A 23,260-nucleotide genomic window follows, 5' to 3' on the forward strand; every position below is an offset into this window, starting at 1 on the left:
CCAACGACCCCGCCACACGTTGTATTGGCGGACGGCCTGATCAGCCGCTCCRCCCGGAGAAGAGACTGTATGAGCGCCCAGACCGAGACGCAGGAAACCGAAGCCCAGAGTGACGGTCCGCTGCTCGACCTCACCGACGCCGGGGTGAAGAAATTCATCAAACAGGCCAAGGCGCGGGGCTATGTGACCATGGAGGACCTGAACAAGGTCCTGCCGTCCGAAGAGGTGACCCCCGACGCGATCGAGGACACGCTGGCGATGCTGTCCGAGATGGGCGTCAACGTCGTGGAGGCCGAGGAAGACGCGGCCGAGACCACCGAGAAGGAGGGCGGCGAGGTCGTCGAGCGCGCCGAGACGAATGTCGCAGAGGCGCCGGCCAAGGCCGCCTATGATCGCACCGACGATCCTGTGCGGATGTATCTGCGCGAGATGGGCTCGGTCGAGCTTCTCAGCCGCGAAGGCGAGATCGCGATCGCGAAGCGGATCGAAGCCGGCCGCGACGCCATGATCTCGGGGCTGTGCGAGAGCGCCCTGACGTTCGAGGCCATCATGGTGTGGCGCGACGAGTTGGCCAACAACCGCATCCTGCTGCGCGAGGTGATCGATCTGGATGCCACGTACGGAGTGCTGAACCCCTCGTCCCTGCCACACAACCAGCCGCCCGCCGGCACGGTGGTCGAGCCCGCCCCCCCCGAGGAAGGCGCTGAGCCGAAGACGGAGGAGGATGAGGAGGACGAGGACTTTGATGATGGCGGCGGGATGTCGATCTCGGCGCTGGAGGCGGAGCTGCGGGACGGGGTGATGGAGGTGCTGGACGCGGTGGCGGGCGACTTCGGGGCGTTCCGCAAGCTGCAGGACAAGCTGGTGGAGAGCCGGCTGAAGGGAGAGACGCTCAGCGCCAAGGACCAGAAGGCCTATGACACGCTGACGGCCGCCATCTCGGGCCGGCTGAAGACGATGAAGCTCAACAACCACCGCATCGAGGCGCTGGTCGAGCAGCTCTACGCCATCAACAAGCGGCTGATGGGCCTCGAGGGCCGGCTGCTGCGCCTGGCCGACAGCTACGGCATCTCGCGCCCGGAATTCCTCAAGTCGTATTTCGGCGCCGAGCTGGACCCGACCTGGGCCGACCGGGTCAAGGAGATGGGCGTCCGCTGGACCAAGTTCAGCGACAACGAACAGGCCCAGATCGCCCAGATCCGCGGCGACGTCGCCGCCGTAGCGACCGAGGCCGGCCTGCCGATCGACGACTACCGCCGCATCGTCCAGACGGTGCAGAAGGGCGAGCGCGAGGCCCGTCAGGCCAAGAAGGAAATGGTCGAGGCCAACCTGCGCCTGGTCATCTCCATCGCCAAGAAATACACCAACCGCGGGCTGCAATTCCTTGATCTCATTCAGGAAGGCAACATCGGCCTGATGAAGGCGGTCGACAAGTTCGAGTACCGCCGCGGCTACAAATTCAGCACCTACGCGACCTGGTGGATCCGTCAGGCCATCACCCGCTCGATCGCCGACCAGGCCCGCACCATCCGCATCCCGGTGCACATGATCGAGACGATCAACAAGATCGTCCGCACCAGCCGCCAGATGCTGCACGAGATCGGCCGCGAACCGACCCCGGAAGAACTGGCCGAAAAACTGGCCATGCCGCTGGAGAAGGTCCGCAAGGTCCTCAAGATCGCCAAGGAGCCCATCTCCCTGGAAACCCCGATCGGCGACGAGGAGGACTCCCACCTGGGCGACTTCATCGAGGACAAGAACGCCATCCTGCCGATCGACGCGGCCATCCAGTCCAACCTGCGCGAGACCACCACCCGCGTGCTGGCGTCGCTGACGCCGCGCGAGGAGCGGGTGCTGCGCATGCGCTTCGGCATCGGCATGAACACCGACCACACCCTGGAAGAGGTCGGCCAGCAGTTCTCGGTCACCCGCGAACGCATCCGCCAGATCGAGGCCAAGGCGCTGCGCAAGCTCAAGCATCCGAGCCGGTCGCGGAAGCTGCGGAGCTTCCTGGACAGCTGATACGAACAAGGGGCGGCTCGAAAGGGCCGCCCTCTTTTCTGGCGCCGGCGAGCGGGTGATGAACCTGCTTTCGCCGGGACCTCGCGGACAGGAATCAGCTAGCGTCCGCGCCATGACCACGCTCCGCCTGCGTCCCCGGGTCTTCGCCACGGTCCTGTTGCTGGCGGTGCTCGCCGGTTGCAGCCCGATGCTGCCCGAGCGGCCCGGCCCGGCGCGCTATCCCGTACCGTCGCGCACCGAGGCGCCGCTGGTGGGGGCGTTGATCGACCAGACGGTCGACGGCGGCACGCGGGCGGCGGTGCTGCGCGAGAGCGCGGATCTGCAGCAATGCATGGCCCAGCTGACGGCCGCGCGCGTGACCTTTCGCCCTGTGCCCGACCGGTCGACGACGCAGACGTGCGGCCTGACCGCCGGCGGTGTTCTGGGCCCCGATCTGGGCACGACGGCGCGGATGTCGCCGGGAGACGTGGAGATGACCTGCCGGACGGCCCTGGCCCTGAGCGTCTGGCGGCGGCAGTCGCTGGAGCCGGCGGCGCGGGAAATCCTGGGATCGGACGTGGTCCAGATCGATCACATGGGCGCCTACGCCTGCCGCAATGTGAACAACGGCGGGGTCAGCGGCCGCATCAGCGCCCATGCCCAGGCGGCGGCGCTGGATTTCGCCGGGGTGCGGCTGCGTGACGGGCGGGGGATCAGCGTGGCGGCCGACTGGGCGGGAGAGGGGCCGGAGGCGCGCTTCCTGCGCCGGATCCGCGACGACGCCTGCCGCATCTTCGGCACCACCCTGAGCCCCGACTACAACGCCGTCCACGCCGACCACCTGCATCTGGAGGCGACGGATACGCGATTCTGCCGGTAGGGCGGGGAGTGGCGGGCGGAGGCGGGCGCGTCAGCGCGCGCAGGTTCATCACCAAGGGCACAAAGGACTCACAAAGGACACGACGGGGCCGGTGCGGACTTCGTGTTCTTCGTGATCCCTTGGTGTCCTTTGTGAAGAACCTCGGCAGGGCGCCGCCAAGGCGCGGTCGGCTGGAATGACGCTTCGCGTCGGCAGGCTTTGGCCGGGTGGGAATTCGACGACGTAAAGAGCGCGACTTCGAAGACGTTCGGCGCGATTTGGAAGATCGCGGATACGCCTGCGTCCGTTTTTGACGCAGGGGCGTGGTCAGCTGCGCCGCATGGACCATTTCCGTCTGAGAAAATATCGCGGCCCCGAGGTGTGGGCGCGGGTGCGCAAGGCCTATGAGGCCGGCGAGAGCGGGCCGTCGGTGGCGTTGCGGTTCGACATCGGCCTGGCCAATCTGAGGAAGAAATGCCGGCTGGAGGGCTGGTCGCGGCGGCATCAGGCCGAGCGGTCCGACCGCGACCTGCCGCCGCCCGCCGCCGGCCCCGTCTCCGGCGCGGACCCGGGCGCGGACACGGGCGCGGTCGATCCGCTCCCCGCCCCCGTCATCCGCCGCCGCGCCCTCGACCGCGCCGCCGCCCTTCTGGCCGACGGCCGGGCGGCCGAGGCCCTGGTCCAGCTCAAGGCGGCGGAGGCCCTGACCCGGCTGGGCGCGGCCGAGGCCTGGGCGACGCCGGAGCCGACGGAAGAGGATTTCGAGGCGGTGCGCTGCAAGATCGGCGTCGTCGTCGAGGCCCGCGCCGTCGAACTGGCCCATCAGATGCTGGCCGAGGGCGTCCGCCCCGGCGTCCGCTGGGGCGGCTTCGCCCTGCGCTGGCGGGCCCAGACCTATGGCACGGAGGCGGCGGAGGCGGACCGGCGGGCCGCGGAGGCGGAGGGCTGGGCGGCGCGGTACTGGGACGAGAGCGGGGCGCTGAAGGAGCGGGGGGAGGGGGAGATGTGAGGGGGAGGGGGCCTTGTCATCCCGGACGCCGCGCAGCGGCGATCCGGGACGGCATGGGCCCGCCGGCCCGGGCCTCCCGGGAAATCGCGGCGCGATTGTCCGGGGGACAGGCGACCGCCGCGCCTGGCCTGCCCGTCTCCCGGACAGCGGCTGCGCCGCTTGCGGGTGGAGGGATTCGGGGAGGGCGAGCGTCCCGGATCGCCGCTGTTGCGGCGTCCGGGAGAAGGGCGGTCAGCCTTCCAGCACCACCTCGAAGCCGGCGAAGATCATGCGCTTGCCGTCGAAGGGGGGCGCGTCGCCGCCCATCATGCGGTCGTCCTGCATCAGCGCCTCCCACGCCTTGTCGCGGGTCGCGCGGTCGGGCCAGGTGATCAGCCGACGGCGACGGTCTCGCCGTCCTGACGGGCCACGGCGCGCTTGAAGTCGGTGACCTTGCCGTCGGGGACGTCCTCGCCCCAGGTCTCGGTGACGCCGAGGGCGCCGGCCTCCCGGAAGAGGGGCGTCATCCTGCGGGAATGCGCCAGATACGCCGCCTTGTCGGCGGTGCGCACGGGGATGACGGTGATGTCGAGGAAGGGCATGGCGGACGCTCCGCTTGAAGGGGGGCGAGGGGCGAGAGACGAGGGGGCAGGGAACACCCGAAGGGGGGCGGCAGGCAACAGGCGACGGCCGTCTCCGGCGTCCTCGTCCCTCGTCCTTCACCGCTCGCCGGCGGCGGAGGCGTGATCAGGCGAGGATGTCGAGCAGGGCGCCGTACATCTCGTCGGCGGTCTTCAGCACGGCGACATTGGCCTTGAAGGCGACGCCGGCGGTCATCCGTTCGACGGTCTCGCCCGCGAGATCGTCCAGCGGGGCGCGGGCGGTGCGGACGGCGCTGGCCTCGAAACGGGCGGCGGCGTCGGCGAGGCCGGCGGCGGCGATGGCGGTGGCCTGCATGGGACGGACTCCGGGGGCGACGGCCGACCCTGGGCCCGGCGGCCTTACCCGATCGCTGACGGGGATGGTGAACGGGGGCGGCTTGACCGTGGGGCGGCGCGGGGAGAGGCTGGCGCCATGAGCAGCCAGCCCGCGCCCGGCGAACGCTATCGGTCGTTCAGCCAGTTCTATCCGTATTATATCCACGAGCACTCCAACCGGACGTGCCGGCGGATCCATGTGGTGGGGACGGCGCTGGTGATCGTGGCGCTGGTGCTGGGGCTGACGGTCAGCGCCTGGTGGTTCGTGGCGGCGCCGCTGGTCGGCTACGGCTTCGCCTGGGTCGGGCATGTCTTCTTCGAGAAGAACCGGCCGGCGACGTTCAAGTACCCGCTGTGGAGCCTGATGGGCGACTGGCGGATGTTCTTCGAGACGGTCAGCGGCCGGCGCAGATTCTGACTACAGCGGCGGCCGGCCGGGGTCCTGGAAGGTGAACAGTATGGCCCCCAGCAGGGCGGCGGCGTCGCGGTCGGGCGAGCCGGCGGGGGGCAGGTAGAAGGTCGGCGCCATGCCGTTCAGGGCCACGCCGCCGATGTCAACGCCGTCGCGGCTGAAGACATAGCCGAGCACGCCGCCGCTGCTCCACGGCAGGCCTTCGACGTAGCGGGTCTCGGCGCGGTAGACCGTCCCGTTCCAGGTCAGCTCGCCCGCCCTCTGCGGCTGTTGCAGCCGGTTCAGCCAGCTGCCGTGGCGGCTGAGGGCCAGGGTGAAGGCGGCGTCCGGCGGGGCGGCGCCGGCGAAGACGCAGTTGTAGGACAGGGGCTCGCGCTCGAAGGTGATCCAGAGGAACTGCGCCCGGGCCTGGCCGCCCTCGCATTCGCCGCGCACCTCTTCGGCGAGCGAGGGGATCGTCAGGCTGAACGAGGTTTTCGCATGGGCGCTGCGCCGGAAGGGCAGGGCCATGCCCGACGACCGGGCGCTGGCCGAGCCGACGTATTCCGCGATGCCGAAGCCGGGGCGGAACAGGCTGGGGCCGCGACGGCCCTGCAGCTGCACCCGCTCGGTGCGGTCCCTGAACGGCGCGCCGGCGTCCTGGGCGGCGGCGGCGGACGCCAGGCACAGGGCGGCGATGGCGACGATGGTCTTCATGGTCCCCTCCAGTGATGCCTGGAGAGACTGCGCCGGCCCGATCAGCTTCGCAATACGCCGGTCGGTGAAACCGTCAGTTCGCCCCGGCGGGGGTCGCGGCCGAGGCCATCATCGCGGCCTGGCTGGGCTGGCGCTCCCACGACGGGGGGCAGCCCTCGAAGCGGCCGGCGTCGACGATGGTCAGGCGGCGCTGGTTGAAGCGCATGGCCGGGGACATCGAGCCGCGGCCGTGGCCGGTGTAGAGGTCGATCTTCTGGCCCTTGATCGCGCCGCCGGTGTCGGAGGCGTACCAGTAGCCGTCGTGGATCGAACCGTCCGACATGCGCATGCCCACCGTCTCGCGGATGAACAGGCGGGTGCGGCGGGGGATGTAGCGGGGGTCGGTGGCGACCGTGCGCATGGCGATCGGACGGCAGCCGAGGCTGTCGTTGCCCGTCGCTCCGCCGCCGCCGGCATGGTAGAGATTGGCGCGGGCGCTCCAGTTGGCGTCGCCCTGCATCAGGTCCTGCTGGTCGGGGGTGAGCTCGCGCTCGACGCCGCTGTCCGTGGAACCTTCCGTGGCCGGGACGGTTGATTCAGCACCCCAGCCCGCGCTCGTCGCAGCCTGGTAGGACACCGGATCGCCTGTCGCCTGAACCTGGGCGGGAAGGGCCATCGCCATCACAATGGCGAACGCAGCGGCTTTGCCGAGCATGTTGCGGACTCACGGAAACGCCGGCCCCATACGCGTCCGGTGGGCGGCTTGTCCTTCCCAAATGTGGCGAAAACCCGACATTCACGCTGCGGTGCGACATCGCGCCCGGTTCTCCGGTGGATAAGTGGAGCTTGTCACGGTCACGTGGAATCTCGTTTGGCCAACCGCGCGAAACCTGTAAGCAGTATTCGCAGATCAACATCACTTTGCTGAGGGCCGATGCTTACTGTCCATGGAGATATTCGGTCCGGCAACTGTTTGAAGGTCAAGTGGTTGCTCGACCGGCTGGGGCTTGATTATCGGTGGATCGAAACCGACGTCATGTCCGGCGTGACGCGCAGCCCGGAATTCCTCGCCCTCAATCCCGCCGGACAGACGCCGACCGTGGTGCTGGAGGATGGCCGGGTCCTGGCCCAGTCCAACGCCATCATCGGCTATTTCGGCGAGGGCACGGCCTTCATCCCGGCCGACGCCTATGATCGCGCCCGGATGTACGAATGGCTGTTCTGGGAGCAGTACAGCCACGAGCCCTATATCGCCGTGGTCCGGTTCCAGCGGCTGCTGGCCGGCAAGCGGCCCGACGAGATCGAGCCCCGGCTGGTCGAGCGCGGCCATGCGGCCCTCGCCCGGATGGAGGCGGCGCTGTCGCAGGCGGACTGGCTGGTCGGAGCGGGCCCGACCCTGGCCGACCTGGCGCTGGTCGCCTATACGCGGGTGGCGCACGAGGGGGATTTCGACCTCTCGGCCTATCCCGCCATCGTCGCATGGATCGCGCGGGTGGAGGACGCCTTCGGGATACGCTAAGGCGGTCCGGTCATTCGTCGGAGCCTGCCATGAAGCGTCTCGCCCTCGCCGCCCTTGTCCTCGTCGCCGCCGGCGGCGTGGCGCTGCAGGCCGACGCCTGGGGCAACACCGGCCACCGGCTGATCGGCGTCGCGGCGGTGCGCGGGCTAACCGACGAGATGCCGGCCTTCCTGCGCACGCCCGGGGCGGCGGCCGAGGTCGGCGAGCTGGCGCGCGAGCCGGATCGGACCAAGGGCGGGGGGCAGCCGCACGACCGCGAGCGCGACACCGCTCACTTCGTCGACATGACCGACGACGGCCGGATCATGAACGCGCAGGGCCTGTCCATCGACGCCTTGCCCCGGCTGAAGTCGGAGTATGACGCGGCGCTTCTGGCGGCGGGGATCGAGGTCGATGACGCCGGCTATCTGCCCTACGCCATCATGGACGGCTATCAGCAGCTGGTGCGCGACTTCGCCACCTGGCGGGTGCTGAACGCCGCCGAGGGGCGCGAGCGCGATCCGGGCAAGCGCGCCTGGTACCGCGAGGACCGGCTGCGCCGCGAGGCCCTGATCCTGCGCGACATGGGCTATCTGGGCCACTATGTCGGCGACGGCTCGCAGCCGCACCACACGACGATCCACTACAATGGCTGGTCGCAGAGCGTGCCCAATCCCGAGGGTTTCACGACCTCGCGCCAGACCCATGGAGCGTTCGAGAACGCCTTCACGGGTCGGGTGGCGCGGCTGGACGCGATCGAGGCGGCCATGGCGGCGCCGGCGCTGGACGGGTTCGACCTGCGCGCGCGGGTGCCGGCCTATCTGAAGACCACGCTGGCCGAGGTGCGGCCCTTCTATGGGCTGGAGAAGGCCGGTGGGTTTGCCGAAAGCGATGCCCGCGGCGCGGCCTTCGTGACGGCGCGGCTTGCGGCGGGGGCGTCGGAGCTGCGCGACCTTTACGTCCTGGCCTGGCGTGACTCGGCCGATGACTCGATCGGCTGGCCGGTGGTCAAGGTGGCCGAGGTCGAGGCCGGGACCGCCGATCCGTGGCTGGCCATGTACGGCGAGGACTGATTGGCCGACGAACCCACACCGCCGGTCGTCATCCTCGACAAGTCCCAGATGGCCGAGAACATCGGCGCGGTGGCGCGGGTGATGGCCAATTTCGGCCTGTCGGAGCTGCGCCTCGTGGCGCCGCGCGACGGCTGGCCGCAGGCGCGGGCCTGGGCCACGGCCTCGGGCGCCGACTGGGTGCTGGAGGGGGTGAAGGTGTTCGACAGCGTGGCCGATGCGGTGGCCGACCTGAACACCGTCTTCGCCGCCACGGCCCGGCCGCGCGAGACGCGCATGGCCGTGCGCACGCCGCGCGAGACCGCCCGCATCCTGTTCGACGACCGCGCCTCGGGCCTGAACATCGGCCTGCTGTTCGGCGGTGAGCGGGCCGGGCTGGAAACCAGCGACATCGCCCTGACCCAGGGCATCGTCACCATTCCGATCGATCCGCGGCACCATTCGCTGAACCTGGCCCAGGCGGTGGCGATCAACGCCTATGAGTGGCGCACCACCGTGCTGGATGCGCCGCCGCCGCGCTTCCGCGAGGGCGATCCGCCGGCGTCGGGGGCGCTGATGCTGGGGATGTACGAGCATCTGGAGCGGGAGCTGGACGACGGCGGCTTCTTCCATCCGCCGGAGAAGCGGCCGTCGATGGTGCAGAACCTGCGGGTGATGCTGGGGCGGTCGGCGTTCTCGGAACAGGAGGTCGCGACCTTCCGGGGGGTGATCACGGCGCTGTCGAAGGGGCGGGGCCGGGTGCTGGCGAAGCTGGCGGCGGAGAAGGCGGCGGGGGAAGGCTAGCCTTTCATCCGCTCATCCCGACTTTCGCCGGGATGAGCGGGTGTGGGATCAGTCCGCCAGCAGACCCTCGACGAAAGCCGGCACAGTTTCGGTGGCCGGACCGTACAGGCCCTCGTCGAACAGGCGGCTGCCCGGCGTGGGTTCGAGATTGATCTCCACGGTGTGGGCGCCCGCGAACCCGGCCTGCCGAACGAAGCCGGCGGCGGGCCAGACCGCGCCGGAGGTGCCGATGGCGACGAACAGGTCGCAGGCGGCGAGCGCCCCGTCGATGCGGTCCATCTCCAGCGGGAATTCGCCAAACCAGACGATGTGCGGGCGAAGGCGGCCTTCGCCGTGGTGCGGCGAGGGCTCGTGGGCCGCGAGATCGCCAGGCCAGTCGCAGACCCGGCCCGTGCGGGTGCAGCGGACCTTGAGCAGTTCGCCGTGCATGTGGACCAGGTCGAAGCCCGGGGCTGGCGGCGTTTCGGCATGGACGCGGTCGTGCAGGTCGTCGACGTTCTGGGTGACCAGCAGGATATCGCCGTCCCAGCGCGCCGCGAGATCGGCCAGGGCGAGGTGGGCGGCGTTGGGCCGGACCTCGGAAAGCTGACGGCGACGACGGTTGTAGAAGTCCTGCACCAGGGCGGGGTCGCGGGCGAAGGCGTCGGGCGTGGCCACGTCCTCGATGCGATGGCCCATCCACAGGCCGTCGTCGGCGCGGAAGGTGGGGACGCCGGACTCGGCGGATATGCCGGCGCCGGTGAGGATGACGAGGTTTCGGATATTGCGCGTCATCGTCCGCGCCCACGCCGCCGTAAGCGTTTACGTTGCGACGTCGCAGTGACGCTTTCGCTTCGGTGATATTCGGGGGACAGGAGGAATTTCCCCCGTTGATCAAACTCCCGATCGCCGATGATCGAGACAGCTCTCAACAGACGCGTGATCCGCCACGCGACGAACGCGGCCCAGCCTGCGCCCAACGGAATGATCTCCACCCGGGCGCTCCCTTCCGCAACGGGTCCGATAAAGTGCGCGCCCGTCATCACGAGGATGATGAAGAAGAGCGGGCCGAAGATGGAGAGCGGTCGCCGTTGAGTGGCGAGGTCGTGGTCCACCCAACGTCGTGTGCGAAGGTAGATGGTCACATTCTTCGCCGCGGGCATGCCGCAACGGTGAGCGATCGAAAACTGGCTGGCAATGGTCAAGGCGGTTTCGGGCCGGCAGCCGGATCGTTAGAACGTGGACGACTCGCGAAAGGACCCGCCCATGAAAACCCGCGCCGCCGTCGCCTTCGAGGCCAAACGTCCGCTCGAGATCGTCGAGGTCGATCTGGAGGGGCCGCGCGCGGGCGAGGTGCTGGTCGAGATCAAGGCGACGGGCATCTGCCACACCGACGCCTATACCCTGGACGGACTGGACAGCGAGGGCGTCTTCCCGTCGATCCTCGGGCATGAGGGGGCGGGGGTGGTGGTCGAGGTGGGGCCGGGGGTGACCTCGGTCGCGGTCGGGGACCATGTCATCCCGCTGTACACGCCCGAGTGCCGGCAATGTAAAAGCTGCCTCAGCCGCAAGACCAATCTGTGCACCGCCATCCGGGCCACCCAGGGCAAGGGCGTCATGCCCGACGGCACCAGCCGGTTCAGCTACAAGGGCCAGGCGATCGCCCACTATATGGGCTGTTCGACCTTCTCGAATTTCACCGTCCTGCCCGAGATCGCCCTCGCCAAGATCCGCAAGGACGCGCCGTTCGCGAGCGCCTGCTACGTCGGCTGCGGCGTGACCACGGGGGTCGGGGCGGTGGTCAATACGGCCAAGGTCGAGCCGGGGGCCAACTGCGTGGTGTTCGGCCTGGGCGGCATCGGGCTGAACGTCATCCAGGGGCTGAAGATGGTCGGGGCCGACATGATCGTCGGCGTCGACATCAACCCCGCCAAGGAAGAGTGGGGCCGCCGGTTCGGGATGACGCATTTCGTCAATCCCAAGGATGTGCCGGATGTCGTCGCGCATCTGGTCGAGCTGACCGGGGGCGGGGCCGACTACACCTTCGACTGCACCGGCAACACCACAGTGATGCGTCAGGCGCTGGAGGCCTGTCACCGCGGCTGGGGCGAGAGCATCGTCATCGGCGTGGCCGAGTCCGGCAAGGAGATCGCCACGCGGCCGTTCCAGCTGGTGACCGGCCGGGTCTGGCGCGGCTCGGCCTTCGGCGGCGCGCGGGGCCGGACCGATACGCCGAAGATCGTCGACTGGTACATGGACGGGAAGATCGAGATCGACCCGATGATTACCCATACGCTGCCGCTGGAGCGGATCAACGAGGCCTTCGACCTGATGCATGCGGGCGAGAGCATCCGCAGCGTGGTGGTGTTCTAGAGGGGCCGTTAGCTTGTCATCCCGGAAGCCGCGCGGCGGCTATCCGGGACGCTCTGCTGAACCGGACCGGGCGCCGAGATCGCGCGGCGGCATGGGCCTGACCCTGCTCCCGGCTCACCCTGCGGGCTTTCCGGGAGAGACGGGTGAGGATCGACGTCGTCCCGGATAGCCGCCGCGCGGCTTCCGGGATGACAAGGCAATCGGATTGAGGTTAGTCTCTAAAAGAAACGTACAAGCTGGAGGGAAGCCATGTTCACCCACATCACCGTCGGCGCGAACGACGTCGAGGCGTCGCGGAAATTCTATGACGCGGCGCTGGGGGCGCTGGGCCTGGATCCGGCCAGCGGGCCGGACCCCAAGGGACGGTACTGGTGGCGGACCCGCATGGGCGCCTTCGCGGTCGGCACGCCGATCGCCGGCGAGCCGGCCTGCCACGCCAACGGCGGCACCATCGGTTTCGCGGCGAAGACGCCGGAGATGGTCCAGGCCTTCCATGACGCCGGCGTCGCCGCCGGCGGCACGGCCATCGAGGACCCGCCGGGCGAGCGCAACGGCCCGTTCGGCACGTTGAACCTGGCCTATCTGCGCGACCCGTCGGGCAACAAGGTGTGCGCCCTGCACCGGCCCGGATAGCCGCTGCGCGGCTTCCGGGATGACACGGAGGGCGTTAGAGGGTCGGGCATGGAAACCCTGAAGACCCACATCGTCCACGGCGGCGTGCTGCGCTATCTGCGCCACGACAGCGCGGCCACCGGCACGCCCATGACGCTGTCGGTGTTCACGCCGCCGGGGGAGGGGCCGTTTCCGGTGCTGATCTGGCTGTCGGGCCTGACCTGCACCGAGGACAATTTCACCACCAAGGCGGGGGCCTATGCGGCGGCGGCGGCGCACGGGGTGATCATCGTGGCGCCGGACACCTCGCCGCGCGGGGAGGGCGTCGCCGACGACCCGGCCTATGACCTCGGGCAGGGGGCGGGCTTCTATGTCGATGCTACCCGGGCGCCGTGGGCGCCGCATTTCCGCATGGAAAGCTATGTCGTCGAGGAGCTGATCGGCCTGGTCGATGCGGAATTCCCGACCACGAAGGCGCGGTCGATCAGCGGCCATTCGATGGGCGGGCACGGGGCGCTGACCCTGGCGCTGCGTCATCCGCATCTGTTCCGCTCGGTCTCGGCGTTCGCCCCGATCGCCTCGCCGACGCGGTGTCCGTGGGGCGAGAAGGCCTTCACCGCCTATCTGGGCCCGGACCGGGCCGTGTGGGAGGCGCACGATGCGGCGCGGCTGATCGAGAGCGGCGTGGGCGAGGGCTGTTACGACGACATCCTGATCGACCAGGGCGACGCCGATCCCTTCCTGGCGGAGCAGTTGAAGCCGGAGCTGCTGGTCGCGGCGGGCGCGGCGGCGGGCCAGACGATCAGCCTGCGGATGCAGCCCGGCTATGACCACTCCTATTTCTTCATGGCCAGTTTCATCGCCGACCATGTGGCGTTTCACGCGGCGCGGCTGAAGGGCTAGACTGGCTCCCAGACCGGAGGATTTCCGATGAGACGTTTCGCCCTGGCGCTCGGCCTGATGGTCCTGGCCGCCGCCGCGCCCGCGCTGGCGCAGCAGCAGATGACCGATCCCGACTTCCGCCCGACGGTCGCCCGTCCTGCCTTCGCGGCGGATGGGCCGGTCGTGACGATCGACGGGGCGCATGACAATTTCCACACCGTCGACGGTCGCTACGCGCCCTTCGTCGCGCTGCTTCGGGCCGATGGCTATCAGGTGCGCGGGGGAACCGCGCCGTTCGATGCGGGCGGGCTGGACGGGACCGACGTGCTGGTGATCGCCAACGCGGGCCTGACGGACGGGGGTTCGGCCTTCACGGCCAGCGAGATCGAGGCCGTCGAGGCCTGGGTGCGGGGCGGCGGGCGACTGCTGCTGATCGCCGACCATGCGCCCTTCGGCGTGGCCGCGGCGGATTTGGCGGCGCGGTTCGGCGTCGGCATGGGCAAGGGCTGGACCTTCGAGCCGGCGGACAACGACGACGGCGTGACCAGCCGGCTGACCTATGCCGGCGAGCGGCTGGGCGACCACGCCATCATGCGCGGGCGCGACGCCGACGAGGCCATCGCCTCGATCACGGCCTTCACCGGCCAGTCGCTGATCGCGCCGGAAGGCGCTTCGGCGCTGATGCGCCTCGGACCGCAGGCGTGGGAGGCCGCGACGCCGCAGGACGCGACCGCCGTGGCGGAGGCCATCCGGAGCGGCGCCTCGGACAATCCGGCGGTGCATTCGGCGGCGGGCCGGGCGCAGGGGATCGCCTTCACCTACGGCGAGGGCCGCGTCGTGGTTCTGGGCGAGGCGGGCATGCTTTCGGCCCAAGTGGTGCGCTGGCCCGACGGGCGACCCGATACGCGCTTCGGCATGAACGTGGCGCCGGGCAATGCGCAGTTCGGGCTCAACATAATGCACTGGCTGACGGGCCTGCTGCCCTGAGACTGTGTTAGGAGCGCGCATGACCGACACGCCCGCCCCCGACTACGCCCCGATGTTCGCCGCCCTGTGCGTCGAGGTCGGCTTCTGCCTGCATCCCAAGGGCGAGGCGAAGGTGCAGGCGGCGCTGGCGAACGGGCTGGACGCGGCGGTGCGGGCCGTGTTCGACGCCGAGGGCGTGGACTTCGCCTCATCCACCGGCGATCTGCGCCGCGCGGTGCGGGACTGCCTGAAGGCGAATCTGCCTGCTTGAGCTGAGGCGGCGCCTCCTCCACCGCTTCGCGGTCCCCCTCCCCGTTGGAGAGGAGACGGAACGAAATGGTGCGGCCCGGCTTGGGTTCGGCGAGCGGGCGCCTAGATACGGGCTCCCCCCGAACCTGTCGCAAGGAGCCTCTCCATGGCCTTCACGCTTCCGCCCCTCCCCTATGCCCATGACGCGCTGGAGCCGGCCATCGACAAGGAGACGATGACCTTCCACCACGACAAGCACCACCAGGCCTATGTCGACAATCTGAACAAGGCGGTGGACGCCGACGCGAGCCTGCAGGGCAAGACGCTCGAGGAACTCTTCGCCTCGATCTCCAGGGCGCCCAAGGCTGTGCGCAACAATGGCGGCGGGCACTGGAACCACAGCCTGTTCTGGGAGCTGCTGGCCCCCGCGGACAAGACCGGCGCACCCTCGGCCGAACTGGCCGCCGCCATCGACCGCGACCTGGGCGGGATGGAGACGTTCAAGGAGGCCTTCAACGCCGCCGGCGCCGGACAGTTCGGCTCGGGCTGGGCCTGGCTGATCGTCCAGGACGGCAAGCTGAAGGTCACCTCGACCCCCAACCAGGACAATCCGCTGATGGACGTGGCCGACGAAAAGGGCGCGGTGGTCCTGGCCGCCGACGTCTGGGAACACGCCTATTATCTGAAATACCAGAACCGCCGGGCCGACTATCTGAAGGCCTTCTGGACGGTGGTGAACTGGAACAAGGCCAACGCACTGTTCGCGGCCGCGCGCTGATCGCCGGAATCCGCCGCGCCGCTCTGGCGCGGCGGATGGGGCGTCCCAATCTCAAGCGCCGCCGTACCCCCAACCGGAGAGCCGACCGATGAACGTGCATGCCCGCCTGGCCGCCGCCGCCCTGATCCTGGCCTCGATCGCCGCCTGTTCTGCCGAGGCGGACAAGGCCGCCGCTCCAGCCGCCGCCCCTGCCACGGCGACCCGCTCCGACGTTTACGCCTTCCGTATCGGCGCGCTGGAAGCCACGGCCTTGAAGGACGGCGAGATCGCCCTGCCGAACGCGGCCAATGAAAGCCCGTGGGCGGACACGGCGGGGGCGCGGACGGCGCTGATGGCGGCTGGCCAGGCCGGGGACGTCATTCACCTGTCGGTGCAGCCGCTGCTGGTGCGGGACGGCGACAGCGTCGTGCTGATCGACACCGGCGCGGGCGGGCGGATGGGAACGCAGAACAAGCTGATGGCCTCGTTGCGGGCCGCCGGGGTCGATCCGGCCCAGGTCACGGACATCCTGATCTCGCACGCCCACGGCGATCACGTTGGCGGGCTGGCGGGCGCGGACGGGCGGCTGGCCTTCCCCAATGCGGTCATCCGCATCAGCGAACCCGAGTGGGAATACATGAAGGCCGGCGCCGCCAAGGCCGGCGAGGCGGCCCTGCTCGCGGCGGTGACGCCCAAGGTCCAGCCGTTCGCGCCAGGGGCGCAGGTCACGCCCTCGATCAAGGCCGTGCCTCTGGCCGGCCATACGCCGGGGCATTCGGGCTATGAGATCGTCTCGGCAACGGACCGGCTGCTGTATCTGGGCGACGCCCTGCACAGCTCGATCATCTCGGTGCAGCGGCCGGAGTGGGTCAACGGCTGGGATACGGACAGCGCGGCAGGCGTCGCCACGCGTCAGGGCCTGTTGTCACGCGGGGCGACCGGAGCGCTGCGGATCTACGGCGGCCACTTCCCCTTCCCGGGCGTGGGGCGGTTCCAGCGCCGGGACGACGGCTTCGTCTGGGTTCCGGAAACGGCCGCCCAGCCTTGACTCAGGAGGGAGTGGCCGTCATAAGCCCGCCCTCACGCATCCGGCCCGCCGGACGCGCGAACCACTACGGACGATGCGTGGACCGCCGTTGAGATCGTCCCTCCAGTTGGGGAGGGACCGGGCCGCATCATGAGAGAGTGACACATGTCCAAGCGCCATAGCGCCAAGTACAAACTCGACCGGGTCATGGGTGAAAACCTGTGGGGTCGCGCCAAGTCCCCCGTCAACAAACGCTCGTACGGNGGCCAGCACGGCCAGCGCCGCAAGTCGAAGGTCTCTGACTTCGGCCTGCAGCTGAAGGCCAAGCAGAAGCTGAAGGGCTACTACGGCAACATCACCGAAAAGCAGTTCGCCGCGACCTACGAGGAAGCCTCGCGCCGCAAGGGCAACAGCTCGGAGAACCTGATCGGCCTGCTGGAGTCCCGTCTGGACGCCCTGGTCTATCGCGCCAAATTCACGCCGACCGTCTGGTCCGCGCGTCAGTTCGTCAGCCACGGCCACGTCACCGTCAACGGCAAGAAGGTCGACATCGCGTCGTACCGTCTGAAGGTCGGCGACGTCGTCGAGGTCAAGGAAAAGTCCCGCAACATGGCGCTGGTGCTCGAAGCCCAGCAGTCGTCGGAACGCGACATCCCCGACTATATCGAGATCGGCGACCGCGGCTTCTCGGTCCGCTTCGTCCGCGTGCCGGAACTGGCCGACGTGCCGTTCCCGGTGAAGATGGAGCCGAACCTGGTCGTGGAATNGACCGCGGCTTCTCGGTCCGCTTCGTCCGCGTGCCGGAACTGGCCGACGTGCCGTTCCCGGTGAAGATGGAGCCGAACCTGGTCGTGGAATACTACTCCTCGTAAGGACGGTTTTCCGCCTCGGCGGGATCCAGAAAAAAGAAGGGCCCCGGAGCGATCCGGGGCCCTTTTTCGTGGTCGATCGGCGAGACGGCCCTTTATTCGGCTGCTTTTTCAGCCGGGACAGGAACGGGTTGCGCGGGCGCCGCTGCGGCGGGCGCTGCGCTTTCCGCCGCCGGATCGGTAGCAGGGGTTTTGGGGCAGTCCACCTCGACGAAGGCCTCGTGGACCCGGCAAGCGTTGACGCTGAGGCCGGGCTCACCGGTCGGGCAACCGTCTCCGGGACACGGGCGAGCCTGCGGGCCGCATTGGAACGTATAGTGGGTCCGCTTGAGCTTGCAGGTCGTGGGTCTCAACGCAACCTCGTCCATGAGGCCGCATCGCCGGTCACCCGGACAGATCACGAACGACCATCCGTCGTCTGGCAATGGCACCAGGTTGTTTTCGGAGTTCTGGCCAGCCTCCTTGCAACTGGCCAGAGCCAACAAGCCAAGGCTCAGGACCGCAATTCTCGACGACACGTTAAGGTAGCCCATCCTCGTTCCTCCAAGAAATCCAGAAACTCCCGTCGGCTCGTGGCGCCCTGCTCGTCAAAGGCGCACAGAATCGTCTTACGCCCGTCAGAGTGAAAGTCCAGTGTTACGCGAAATGACAACTCCGGCGCGCGTCGCAGCTGCTGAAGCGCATCTGTGAAACTCGAGTAGCGATCGCAGGTCGCTGTCTGCCCACGACAGTTGGCGAACGAAAAACCCAGCCAGACCGAATGCGATGACCCGCCGGGCACGCTCAGAAGCTCGGGTCGACGCTCGATCACCATCAGACCCAACCGCCCCGGTCTTGGCGGCGCCAGGCCAGTGGCGGGGACGCAGCGCGCGTCGATCGGGCAGTCGGCCGTGCGGTCGACCTCGACCGGCAGGGCCACCGGGTCCAGCGAGCCGTCATAGGGAAACCGCGCCGCAGCGGCCTCCGTGCCCCCGATGCTTGCATAGGCGTCAACCGCCACATCGCCATAGTCGGCGCGGGCCGTGTTGATCATGCCGGTTTCGACGGCGAGCATCAGGACGTCGGTGGAGGGGGTAGGGGCGTCCCGATAGAGAAGGACGGTCTGCGGCGGCAACAGAACGATCTCGGCGCCCCGAAGCGACTGGAAGGTCCCCAGCAGGAAGATGCTCAGGGAAAGAAGGAAGGCGGCGACCGCGGCGCCGGCTTCGGTGATGCGCCATCTCGCGGTCTTGAGCTCATCCTTGCGGGCTGGCGTTGTCGGCGGCTCGCCGGATTTCGCGTTCCGTCCGGGACGTCGGGTCGGCTGCCTGTCCGCCATCGTCATCGCCGTTTCGTCTGCGCCATCGGGCCGACCAGAGGTAGAGTACCGACTTGTAACAGGGTGGCAAATTTGGCGGAAAACGGTGAATCAACCGCCGCTCCGGTTGAACAAGGCGGCTCAGGCAGGCGGCGGGTTCACATGCGACCCGAACAGGCGCATTTTCCTCGCGTTCAGGGTTCGGCGAGGAGGCTGGCATGAAACGGGTCGCTCTTGTGGCCGCCGTTCTGGTGTTGGTCCCACTGTTGTCGGCCTGCGCCCTGGCTGATCGCTTCGGGGCGTCGGCGCCTGCGCAGGGCGCGGACCTGCCGGGTCATGTCGAACCCGTCCACGCCGCCGTCATCGCCCGGAACCAGGCCGCCTTCTGGGTCAGCTCGAACGGCTGCACGGCCAAGGCCGACATTCAGCCGGTCGTCCGCCAGTCCAGCGACGGACCCATCATCACCCTGCGCCGGATCAAGGAAGACCGGTGCCGCGAGATTCGCCCCGAGGGGGTCGAGATGCGCTGGTCGTTCGAGGAACTGGGGCTGGCCGACGGCTCGCGCCTGTCGGTCGAGAACCCCTACCAGCTGCCGCCGGGCTAGGAGCGGCGCTCAAACGTCGGAAGCATGGTCGGCGGAATGCGGTGCGGCCGCAGGGTCGTCGCGTCGACCAGCACCCATTCGGACACGCCCTGGGCGCACAGTCGGCCCTCTCCGTCCTCGATGTGGACATAACGGTTGAAGCGCGGCCCGTGAGGATCGCCGACCCAGGTCCGGGCCACGACGCCCTGCGCCCCGGGCGGCAGGGGGCGGAAATAGTCGATCTCGTGCCGCACCGCGACCCAGGACCAGCGGGCCCGGGTCTCGCCGTCGAAGCGGGCGTTCCAGTGGGCCGTGCCGGCGTCCTGCAGCCAGCCGACGTAGACCACATTGTTCACATGGCCATTGTCGTCGATGTGTTCGGGCAGGACCGTCAGCGGGACGACGAAGATTTCGCGGTCGTCGCGCGGCTCCAGGACCGCGCGGGCCATCAGGTCCCGGAGTCGTCGGCGCCGTCGCCCAGCGGCACGCCCTTGTCGGCCAGCAGGGTCTGCAGTTCACCGGCGTTGAACATCTCGCGCACGATGTCCGACCCGCCCACGAATTCGCCCTTCACATAGAGCTGGGGGATGGTCGGCCAGTCGCTGAAGGCCTTGATGCCGTCGCGCAGGGCCTCGTCCTGCAGCACATCGACGCCGACGAAGCTGGCTCCGACGTGGTCGAGGATCTGGACCGCCAGCGACGAGAAGCCGCAACGCGGCGCGTCCGGCGTGCCCTTCATGAACAGGACCACGTCATGCTGTTTGACCGTCTCGCCGATGAAGGCCTGGACGGGGTCGGCGCCGGCGGCGGAAGTCACGGCTTGATCGGTCACGGGATACTGGCCTTTCAGTGAAGGCCGTCAGGTATGGACCGCGGAGCGGGGGGTCAAGGGGCCTGCGGCCTCAGGCCGCCTTGGCGCTCGCGACCCGCGCCATCTCGATCTGGGCGGCCAGACCCGGCGGCATGTCGCGGTCGGGCACCTGCGACAGGGTGTTCAGCCGCTCGATGTCGCTGGCCTCGATCATGATGCTGGAGACCGAGGGGTCGGTCAGGGCGTAGGCCAGGCAGATGGCCTCGGCGGTCCAGTTGTTGGTGCGGTGCAGGAAGGCGAAGGTGCCGGCGTGGGCCAGCGGACCCTCCTTGACCTTGGGACCGCCGCCGAAGCCGAACAGGCCCTTCTTCTTTTCGACGTGGGCGCTCGCGGCCTTCTTGGCCGTGTTCAGGCTGTCGGGGAAATAGCCGTAGACGAAGATGGCCATGTCCTGCTCGCGGGCGGCGCGCAGGCGCGACCGGATCTGCCAGCTGGCGTTGACGTGGAACGGCGTGGCCAGCACGTCGAAGGCGCCGGTCGAGACATAGGTGTCCATCACCTCGCCGTCGCCGGACACGCCCAGCAGGCGGACGCGTTCGGTGGCGCGCAGGGCCTTGAGCGCGTTCAGGGTGGACTGGGGCAGTTCGTTGTCGACCGGCTCGTCCAGCAGAGCCATGTCGAACCAGCCAAGGTTCGAAGCGTGCAGGGCCCTGTCGATGGCGGAGGTGATGCCCTCGGCCGAGAAGTCGCGGTCCGAGCCCCGGCGGCCGTCGCCGGCGCCCAGGGTCAGCGACACCTGCACCAGCTTGCGATCGACGTGCTTGAGGGCCTGACCCAGCACCTCGGCGAGGACGGGGTCGGCGGTCTCGAGGCGATAGCTGTTGATGCCGGCTTCCAGGGCCGAATAGACCAGTTCGCGTCCGGCCTCGGGACCGCCGGCGATGTCGCGGGCGCCGAGGCTCAGGGTCAGGCAGGAAACGGCTTGGCCGGTCAGGCCGAAGGGGCGGTAGCGCATGGTTTCAATCTCCCGCCGGCGTGGAGGTTTCGAGGGCCAGGGCGTGCAGCTCGCCGCCCATCTTGCCCTTGAGTGCGGCATAGACCAGCTGGTGCTGGCGCACGCGCGGCAGGCCCGCGAAGGCCGTGGAGACGATGCGCGCGCGATAGTGGTCGCCGTCGCCGGCCAGATCGTCGATGACGATCTCGGCGTCGGGAAAGGCTTCGGTCAGATGGCCGCGAAGCGTTTCGACGGGCATGGGCATGGAAGGCGCGGTCTCCGGATTCGCCGGGATGATGCGGCGTAAACCTTAATGGCTGGCTACGGCGGCCTATTGCGCCAGACGTTCCAGCAGCACCACCGGCGCGCCCTTGTAGGTCGTCTCGACATAGGGGGCGTAGCCCGCGCGCTTCGCCAGGGCGTGGGACGGGGCGTTGTCGGGCGAGATCATGCAGACGGTGCGCGGCGCGTTCAGGGCGTCATCGCACCAGGCCAGGGCGGCGGACAGGGCCTCGAAGGCGAAGCCCCGGCCCTGGAAGCGCGGCGCGACGCCCCAGCCCAGTTCGGGCGCGTCGAAGGCAGGGGTCAGGATTCGGTGGAAATCCAGCACGCCGACGCTGCCGACATAGGCGCCGGTCGAGGTCTCGCGGATGGCCCAGTTGCCGTAGCCGAGAGCCTCCCAGTGACCGATGTCGCGCAGCAGGCGGAACCAGACGTCCTCGGAGTTCAGGGGGGCGGGGAAGATGGCCGTGGCGAAGGCCGGATCGGCCCACAGGGTCACGAGGTCCTCCAGATCGCTCACGGCGACCGGGGTCAGGGTCAGGCGTTCGGTGACGAGGGTGGTCATGCGAACAGGGCTCCGGCGCGTTCGATGCGGGTGCGGCCGGCGGCGTCGGTGACGGCGAAGGTGAAGCCGGGCTGCAGGGCGAAGGCGCCGGCGCGGCCCGCCTTGTCCAGCGCCAGCAGGGCGACCTGGGAGGCGGCGACCTTCGTTCCCCGCAGGCGGGCCAGTCGTTCGATCACCGAGCGGCAGGCGGCGGTCGGGTCGAGGCCGTGGCGCATGGCCTCGACCACGGAATGCGAACCGGCCACGCGAACCACGTCCTCGCCGACCCCGGTGGCCGTCGCGCCGCCGACCTCGTCGTCGACGTAGAGGCCGGCGCCGATGATCGGGCTGTCGCCGACGCGGCCGCGCATCTTGAAGGCCATGCCGGAGGTGGTGCAGGCGCCGGCCATGCGCTGGTCCGCGCCGATGGCCAGCAGGCCGATGGTGTCGTGATCGCCCGGCCCGCCCGGCATTCCAGTACCCCGGCCGCGCCAGTCGGCGTTCTCGCTGTTAGCGCGGGGGGCGTAGTTCGCCGTCTTCAACCACTCGCGCCAGGCCGCCTCGGCGCGGGGGGTCAACAGGTTCTGCGTCTCGAAGCCCTGGTCGACCGCGAACGAGCGCGCGCCGGGGCCGACCAGCATGGTGTGGGGGGTGCGCTCCATGACCCGGCGCGCCACCGAGACGGCGTGGACGACGTCCTCGAGGGCGCAGACCGCGCCGATGTCGCCGGCCCAGGTCATGACGCAGGCGTCCAGCGTCACCCGGCCGTCGCGGTCGGGCAGTCCGCCCAGGCCGACGGAGGAGTTGCTTTCGTCGGCCTCGGCCACGCGGCCGCCGGCCTCGACCATGTCCAGGGCCGAGCCGCCGCCCAGCCGCGCCGCCCAGCCTGCCGCATTGGCCGCCGCGCCGAAATTCCAGGTGGAGACCATGATGTCGGGCGTCCGATCCTGCGCGACCGCCGACCCAGCCATGGCCACGAGGGGCGCGGCGCCCAACAGCGCCCGGCGCGACGGCCCGCTCACATCAGCCCCAGCTGCTTGAAGCTGGCCACGCCGTCGCGGCCGACGATCAGGTGGTCGTGGACGTCGATGCCGAGGGCGCGGGCCGCCTCGATGACCTGACGCGTCATCTCGATGTCGGGCCGCGAGGGCGTCGGGTCGCCCGAGGGGTGGTTGTGGACGATGATCATGGACTTGGCCGACAGCTCCAGCGCCCGCCGCACGACCTCGCGCGGATAGACCGGGGCATGGTCGACGGTGCCGCGATTCTGGATCTCGTCGAGGATCAGCTGGTTGCGGTTGTCGAGGTAGAGGACCCGGAACTGCTCGCGCGGCTCATGCTGCAGGCTCATGCGGACATAGGCGATCAGGGCGGTCCAGGACGAGATGACGGCGCGGCCGGCGGCTTCCTCGCGGGTCACGCGGCGGGCGACTTCGTGCAGGGCGGCGAGGTCGAGGGCGGTTTCGGCGCCGACGCCGCGGGTCCGGCCCTTCGCATCCTCCGCGCGCACGGTCACCAGGTCCTCAATCGAGGCGGCCAGCACCGCCGCAAGCGAGCCGAACCGGGCCAGCAGGGCCTTGGCGACCGGCTTGACGTCGCCCTGCGGCTGGCTGCGGAACAGGAACAGCTCAAGCAGTTCGTAGTCGGGGAGGTGGTGGATCCCGGCGCCACGGGCGCGTTCACGCAGCCGTTCGCGATGCCCGGCGTGGTGGGGCGTCCTGCGCTTGTCGGGCGGTTGGTCGAGCATGCGCCTCCCCTGAAGCGGGAGGCA

Annotated in this window: 30 protein-coding genes and 2 pseudogenes; 17 read left to right on the forward strand and 15 right to left on the reverse strand. The window is 69.4% G+C overall.

What is annotated here, in order from left to right; all coding sequences use genetic code 11:
• The first annotated feature begins 69 nt into the window (after positions 1-69).
• The 3 genes from rpoD to ASD25_RS25505 all read left to right on the forward strand — a co-directional run bounded on the left by rpoD (position 70) and on the right by ASD25_RS25505 (position 3,869).
• Positions 70-2,022 (forward strand): RNA polymerase sigma factor RpoD, encoded by a 1,953-nt coding sequence (rpoD, locus tag ASD25_RS25495; protein WP_055828114.1) that lies wholly within the window; start codon positions 70-72, stop codon positions 2,020-2,022.
• Between the two features lie 112 nt (positions 2,023-2,134).
• The gene (locus ASD25_RS25500) at positions 2,135-2,881 is read left to right on the forward strand and encodes an extensin family protein (RefSeq protein ID WP_055828117.1); all 747 of its coding nucleotides are present in this window, start codon (positions 2,135-2,137) and stop codon (positions 2,879-2,881) included.
• A 319-nt stretch (positions 2,882-3,200) separates the two neighbouring features.
• Entirely contained in the window at positions 3,201-3,869 is a 669-nt protein-coding gene (locus ASD25_RS25505) for a hypothetical protein (protein ID WP_055828120.1), read from the forward strand.
• A 231-nt stretch (positions 3,870-4,100) separates the two neighbouring features.
• On the opposite strand, the gene ASD25_RS33430 is transcribed toward ASD25_RS25505, so the two are convergent.
• The 3 genes from ASD25_RS33430 to ASD25_RS25515 form a co-directional block, all read right to left on the reverse strand.
• A complete protein-coding gene (locus tag ASD25_RS33430) occupies positions 4,101-4,328 on the reverse strand; it encodes a DUF1428 family protein (RefSeq protein ID WP_369816695.1) in 228 nt (75 codons plus the stop codon).
• Entirely contained in the window at positions 4,241-4,450 is a 210-nt protein-coding gene (locus tag ASD25_RS32485) for a DUF1428 family protein (RefSeq protein WP_255356197.1), read from the reverse strand. The genes ASD25_RS33430 and ASD25_RS32485 overlap by 88 nt, the downstream gene beginning before the upstream one ends.
• 145 nt (positions 4,451-4,595) lie before the next feature.
• Positions 4,596-4,805 (reverse strand): hypothetical protein, encoded by a 210-nt coding sequence (locus ASD25_RS25515; RefSeq protein ID WP_055828123.1) that lies wholly within the window; start codon positions 4,803-4,805, stop codon positions 4,596-4,598.
• Positions 4,806-4,922: 117 nt separating this feature from the next.
• Here ASD25_RS25515 and ASD25_RS25520 point away from each other — a divergent pair, with 117 nt between their 5' ends.
• On the forward strand, positions 4,923-5,243 hold the full coding sequence (locus ASD25_RS25520) for an Mpo1-like protein (protein ID WP_055828125.1): 321 nt from the start codon (positions 4,923-4,925) through the stop codon (positions 5,241-5,243).
• On the opposite strand, the gene ASD25_RS25525 is transcribed toward ASD25_RS25520, so the two are convergent.
• Both ASD25_RS25525 and ASD25_RS25530 read right to left on the reverse strand, forming a co-directional pair.
• Entirely contained in the window at positions 5,244-5,933 is a 690-nt protein-coding gene (locus ASD25_RS25525) for a hypothetical protein (RefSeq protein ID WP_055828128.1), read from the reverse strand.
• Between the two features lie 73 nt (positions 5,934-6,006).
• The gene (locus tag ASD25_RS25530) at positions 6,007-6,627 is read right to left on the reverse strand and encodes a 3D domain-containing protein (RefSeq protein ID WP_055828132.1); all 621 of its coding nucleotides are present in this window, start codon (positions 6,625-6,627) and stop codon (positions 6,007-6,009) included.
• 219 nt (positions 6,628-6,846) lie between these two features.
• Here ASD25_RS25530 and ASD25_RS25535 point away from each other — a divergent pair, with 219 nt between their 5' ends.
• The 3 genes from ASD25_RS25535 to ASD25_RS25545 are packed head-to-tail and all read left to right on the forward strand — an operon-like array spanning position 6,847 to position 9,263.
• A complete protein-coding gene (locus ASD25_RS25535; RefSeq protein ID WP_055828135.1) occupies positions 6,847-7,431 on the forward strand; it encodes a glutathione S-transferase family protein in 585 nt (194 codons plus the stop codon).
• A 29-nt stretch (positions 7,432-7,460) separates the two neighbouring features.
• On the forward strand, positions 7,461-8,483 hold the full coding sequence (locus ASD25_RS25540) for a hypothetical protein (protein WP_055828138.1): 1,023 nt from the start codon (positions 7,461-7,463) through the stop codon (positions 8,481-8,483).
• Positions 8,484-9,263: an RNA methyltransferase gene (locus tag ASD25_RS25545; protein ID WP_055828141.1), complete on the forward strand. Its 780-nt coding sequence runs from the start codon at positions 8,484-8,486 to the stop codon at positions 9,261-9,263. It begins immediately after the preceding gene.
• 48 nt (positions 9,264-9,311) lie between these two features.
• Here the strand turns inward: ASD25_RS25545 and ASD25_RS25550 are convergent, their stop codons facing one another.
• Together ASD25_RS25550 and ASD25_RS25555 are read right to left on the reverse strand one after the other, a co-directional pair.
• Positions 9,312-10,037 (reverse strand): NAD-dependent deacylase, encoded by a 726-nt coding sequence (locus tag ASD25_RS25550; protein WP_055828146.1) that lies wholly within the window; start codon positions 10,035-10,037, stop codon positions 9,312-9,314.
• Positions 10,034-10,447: a hypothetical protein gene (locus ASD25_RS25555; RefSeq protein WP_055828149.1), complete on the reverse strand. Its 414-nt coding sequence runs from the start codon at positions 10,445-10,447 to the stop codon at positions 10,034-10,036. The genes ASD25_RS25550 and ASD25_RS25555 overlap by 4 nt, the downstream gene beginning before the upstream one ends.
• Positions 10,448-10,508: 61 nt before the next feature.
• On the opposite strand from ASD25_RS25555, the gene ASD25_RS25560 reads away from it, so the two are divergent.
• The 9 genes and pseudogenes from ASD25_RS25560 to rpsD all read left to right on the forward strand — a co-directional run.
• Positions 10,509-11,615 (forward strand): S-(hydroxymethyl)glutathione dehydrogenase/class III alcohol dehydrogenase, encoded by a 1,107-nt coding sequence (locus ASD25_RS25560; protein WP_055828152.1) that lies wholly within the window; start codon positions 10,509-10,511, stop codon positions 11,613-11,615.
• Positions 11,616-11,864: 249 nt separating this feature from the next.
• Positions 11,865-12,248, forward strand: coding sequence for a VOC family protein (locus ASD25_RS25565; RefSeq protein ID WP_056621468.1), 384 nt, complete (start codon positions 11,865-11,867; stop codon positions 12,246-12,248).
• A gap of 48 nt (positions 12,249-12,296) precedes the next feature.
• Positions 12,297-13,130, forward strand: coding sequence for an S-formylglutathione hydrolase (fghA, locus tag ASD25_RS25570; protein ID WP_055828160.1), 834 nt, complete (start codon positions 12,297-12,299; stop codon positions 13,128-13,130).
• A 27-nt stretch (positions 13,131-13,157) separates the two neighbouring features.
• Complete coding sequence (locus ASD25_RS25575; protein ID WP_055828163.1) at positions 13,158-14,096, forward strand: DUF4350 domain-containing protein; 939 nt, start codon at positions 13,158-13,160, stop codon at positions 14,094-14,096.
• Between the two features lie 19 nt (positions 14,097-14,115).
• Positions 14,116-14,346 carry a hypothetical protein gene (locus ASD25_RS25580; protein WP_055828166.1) on the forward strand — a complete coding sequence of 77 codons (231 nt, stop codon included), beginning with the start codon at positions 14,116-14,118 and terminating at the stop codon, positions 14,344-14,346.
• A 144-nt stretch (positions 14,347-14,490) separates the two neighbouring features.
• Complete coding sequence (locus ASD25_RS25585) at positions 14,491-15,102, forward strand: superoxide dismutase (RefSeq protein WP_055828169.1); 612 nt, start codon at positions 14,491-14,493, stop codon at positions 15,100-15,102.
• Positions 15,103-15,190: 88 nt separating this feature from the next.
• Positions 15,191-16,129, forward strand: coding sequence for an MBL fold metallo-hydrolase (locus ASD25_RS25590; RefSeq protein ID WP_055828172.1), 939 nt, complete (start codon positions 15,191-15,193; stop codon positions 16,127-16,129).
• Positions 16,130-16,273: 144 nt separating this feature from the next.
• Positions 16,274-16,371, forward strand: a pseudogene (locus ASD25_RS32490) (30S ribosomal protein S4); the annotation flags it as partial.
• Position 16,372: 1 nt separating this feature from the next.
• A pseudogene (rpsD, locus tag ASD25_RS25595) lies at positions 16,373-16,874 on the forward strand (30S ribosomal protein S4); the annotation flags it as partial.
• Between the two features lie 596 nt (positions 16,875-17,470).
• Here rpsD and ASD25_RS25600 read toward each other — a convergent pair.
• Positions 17,471-18,301 carry a hypothetical protein gene (locus ASD25_RS25600; RefSeq protein WP_055828178.1) on the reverse strand — a complete coding sequence of 277 codons (831 nt, stop codon included), beginning with the start codon at positions 18,299-18,301 and terminating at the stop codon, positions 17,471-17,473.
• 191 nt (positions 18,302-18,492) lie between these two features.
• On the opposite strand from ASD25_RS25600, the gene ASD25_RS25605 reads away from it, so the two are divergent.
• The gene (locus ASD25_RS25605; protein WP_055828182.1) at positions 18,493-18,879 is read left to right on the forward strand and encodes a hypothetical protein; all 387 of its coding nucleotides are present in this window, start codon (positions 18,493-18,495) and stop codon (positions 18,877-18,879) included.
• Here the strand turns inward: ASD25_RS25605 and ASD25_RS25610 are convergent.
• The 7 genes from ASD25_RS25610 to radC form a co-directional block, all read right to left on the reverse strand.
• Positions 18,876-19,307: a thioesterase family protein gene (locus tag ASD25_RS25610; protein ID WP_055828185.1), complete on the reverse strand. Its 432-nt coding sequence runs from the start codon at positions 19,305-19,307 to the stop codon at positions 18,876-18,878. The genes ASD25_RS25605 and ASD25_RS25610 overlap by 4 nt on opposite strands.
• Complete coding sequence (grxD, locus tag ASD25_RS25615) at positions 19,307-19,690, reverse strand: Grx4 family monothiol glutaredoxin (protein WP_235561706.1); 384 nt, start codon at positions 19,688-19,690, stop codon at positions 19,307-19,309. The genes ASD25_RS25610 and grxD overlap by 1 nt, the downstream gene beginning before the upstream one ends.
• Positions 19,691-19,760: 70 nt before the next feature.
• Positions 19,761-20,684 carry an aldo/keto reductase gene (locus tag ASD25_RS25620; RefSeq protein WP_055828188.1) on the reverse strand — a complete coding sequence of 308 codons (924 nt, stop codon included), beginning with the start codon at positions 20,682-20,684 and terminating at the stop codon, positions 19,761-19,763.
• 4 nt (positions 20,685-20,688) lie between these two features.
• Positions 20,689-20,928, reverse strand: a complete 240-nt coding sequence (locus tag ASD25_RS25625) for a BolA family protein (RefSeq protein WP_055828191.1) — start codon at positions 20,926-20,928, stop codon at positions 20,689-20,691.
• Positions 20,929-20,994: 66 nt separating this feature from the next.
• The gene (locus ASD25_RS25630; RefSeq protein ID WP_055828195.1) at positions 20,995-21,510 is read right to left on the reverse strand and encodes a GNAT family N-acetyltransferase; all 516 of its coding nucleotides are present in this window, start codon (positions 21,508-21,510) and stop codon (positions 20,995-20,997) included.
• Complete coding sequence (locus ASD25_RS25635) at positions 21,507-22,511, reverse strand: N(4)-(beta-N-acetylglucosaminyl)-L-asparaginase (RefSeq protein WP_235561707.1); 1,005 nt, start codon at positions 22,509-22,511, stop codon at positions 21,507-21,509. The genes ASD25_RS25630 and ASD25_RS25635 overlap by 4 nt, the downstream gene beginning before the upstream one ends.
• Positions 22,508-23,236 carry a DNA repair protein RadC gene (gene radC, locus ASD25_RS25640; RefSeq protein ID WP_055828199.1) on the reverse strand — a complete coding sequence of 243 codons (729 nt, stop codon included), beginning with the start codon at positions 23,234-23,236 and terminating at the stop codon, positions 22,508-22,510. The genes ASD25_RS25635 and radC overlap by 4 nt, the downstream gene beginning before the upstream one ends.
• Positions 23,237-23,260: the final 24 nt, after the last annotated feature.

It is taken from the genome of Brevundimonas sp. Root1423, from assembly GCF_001426805.1.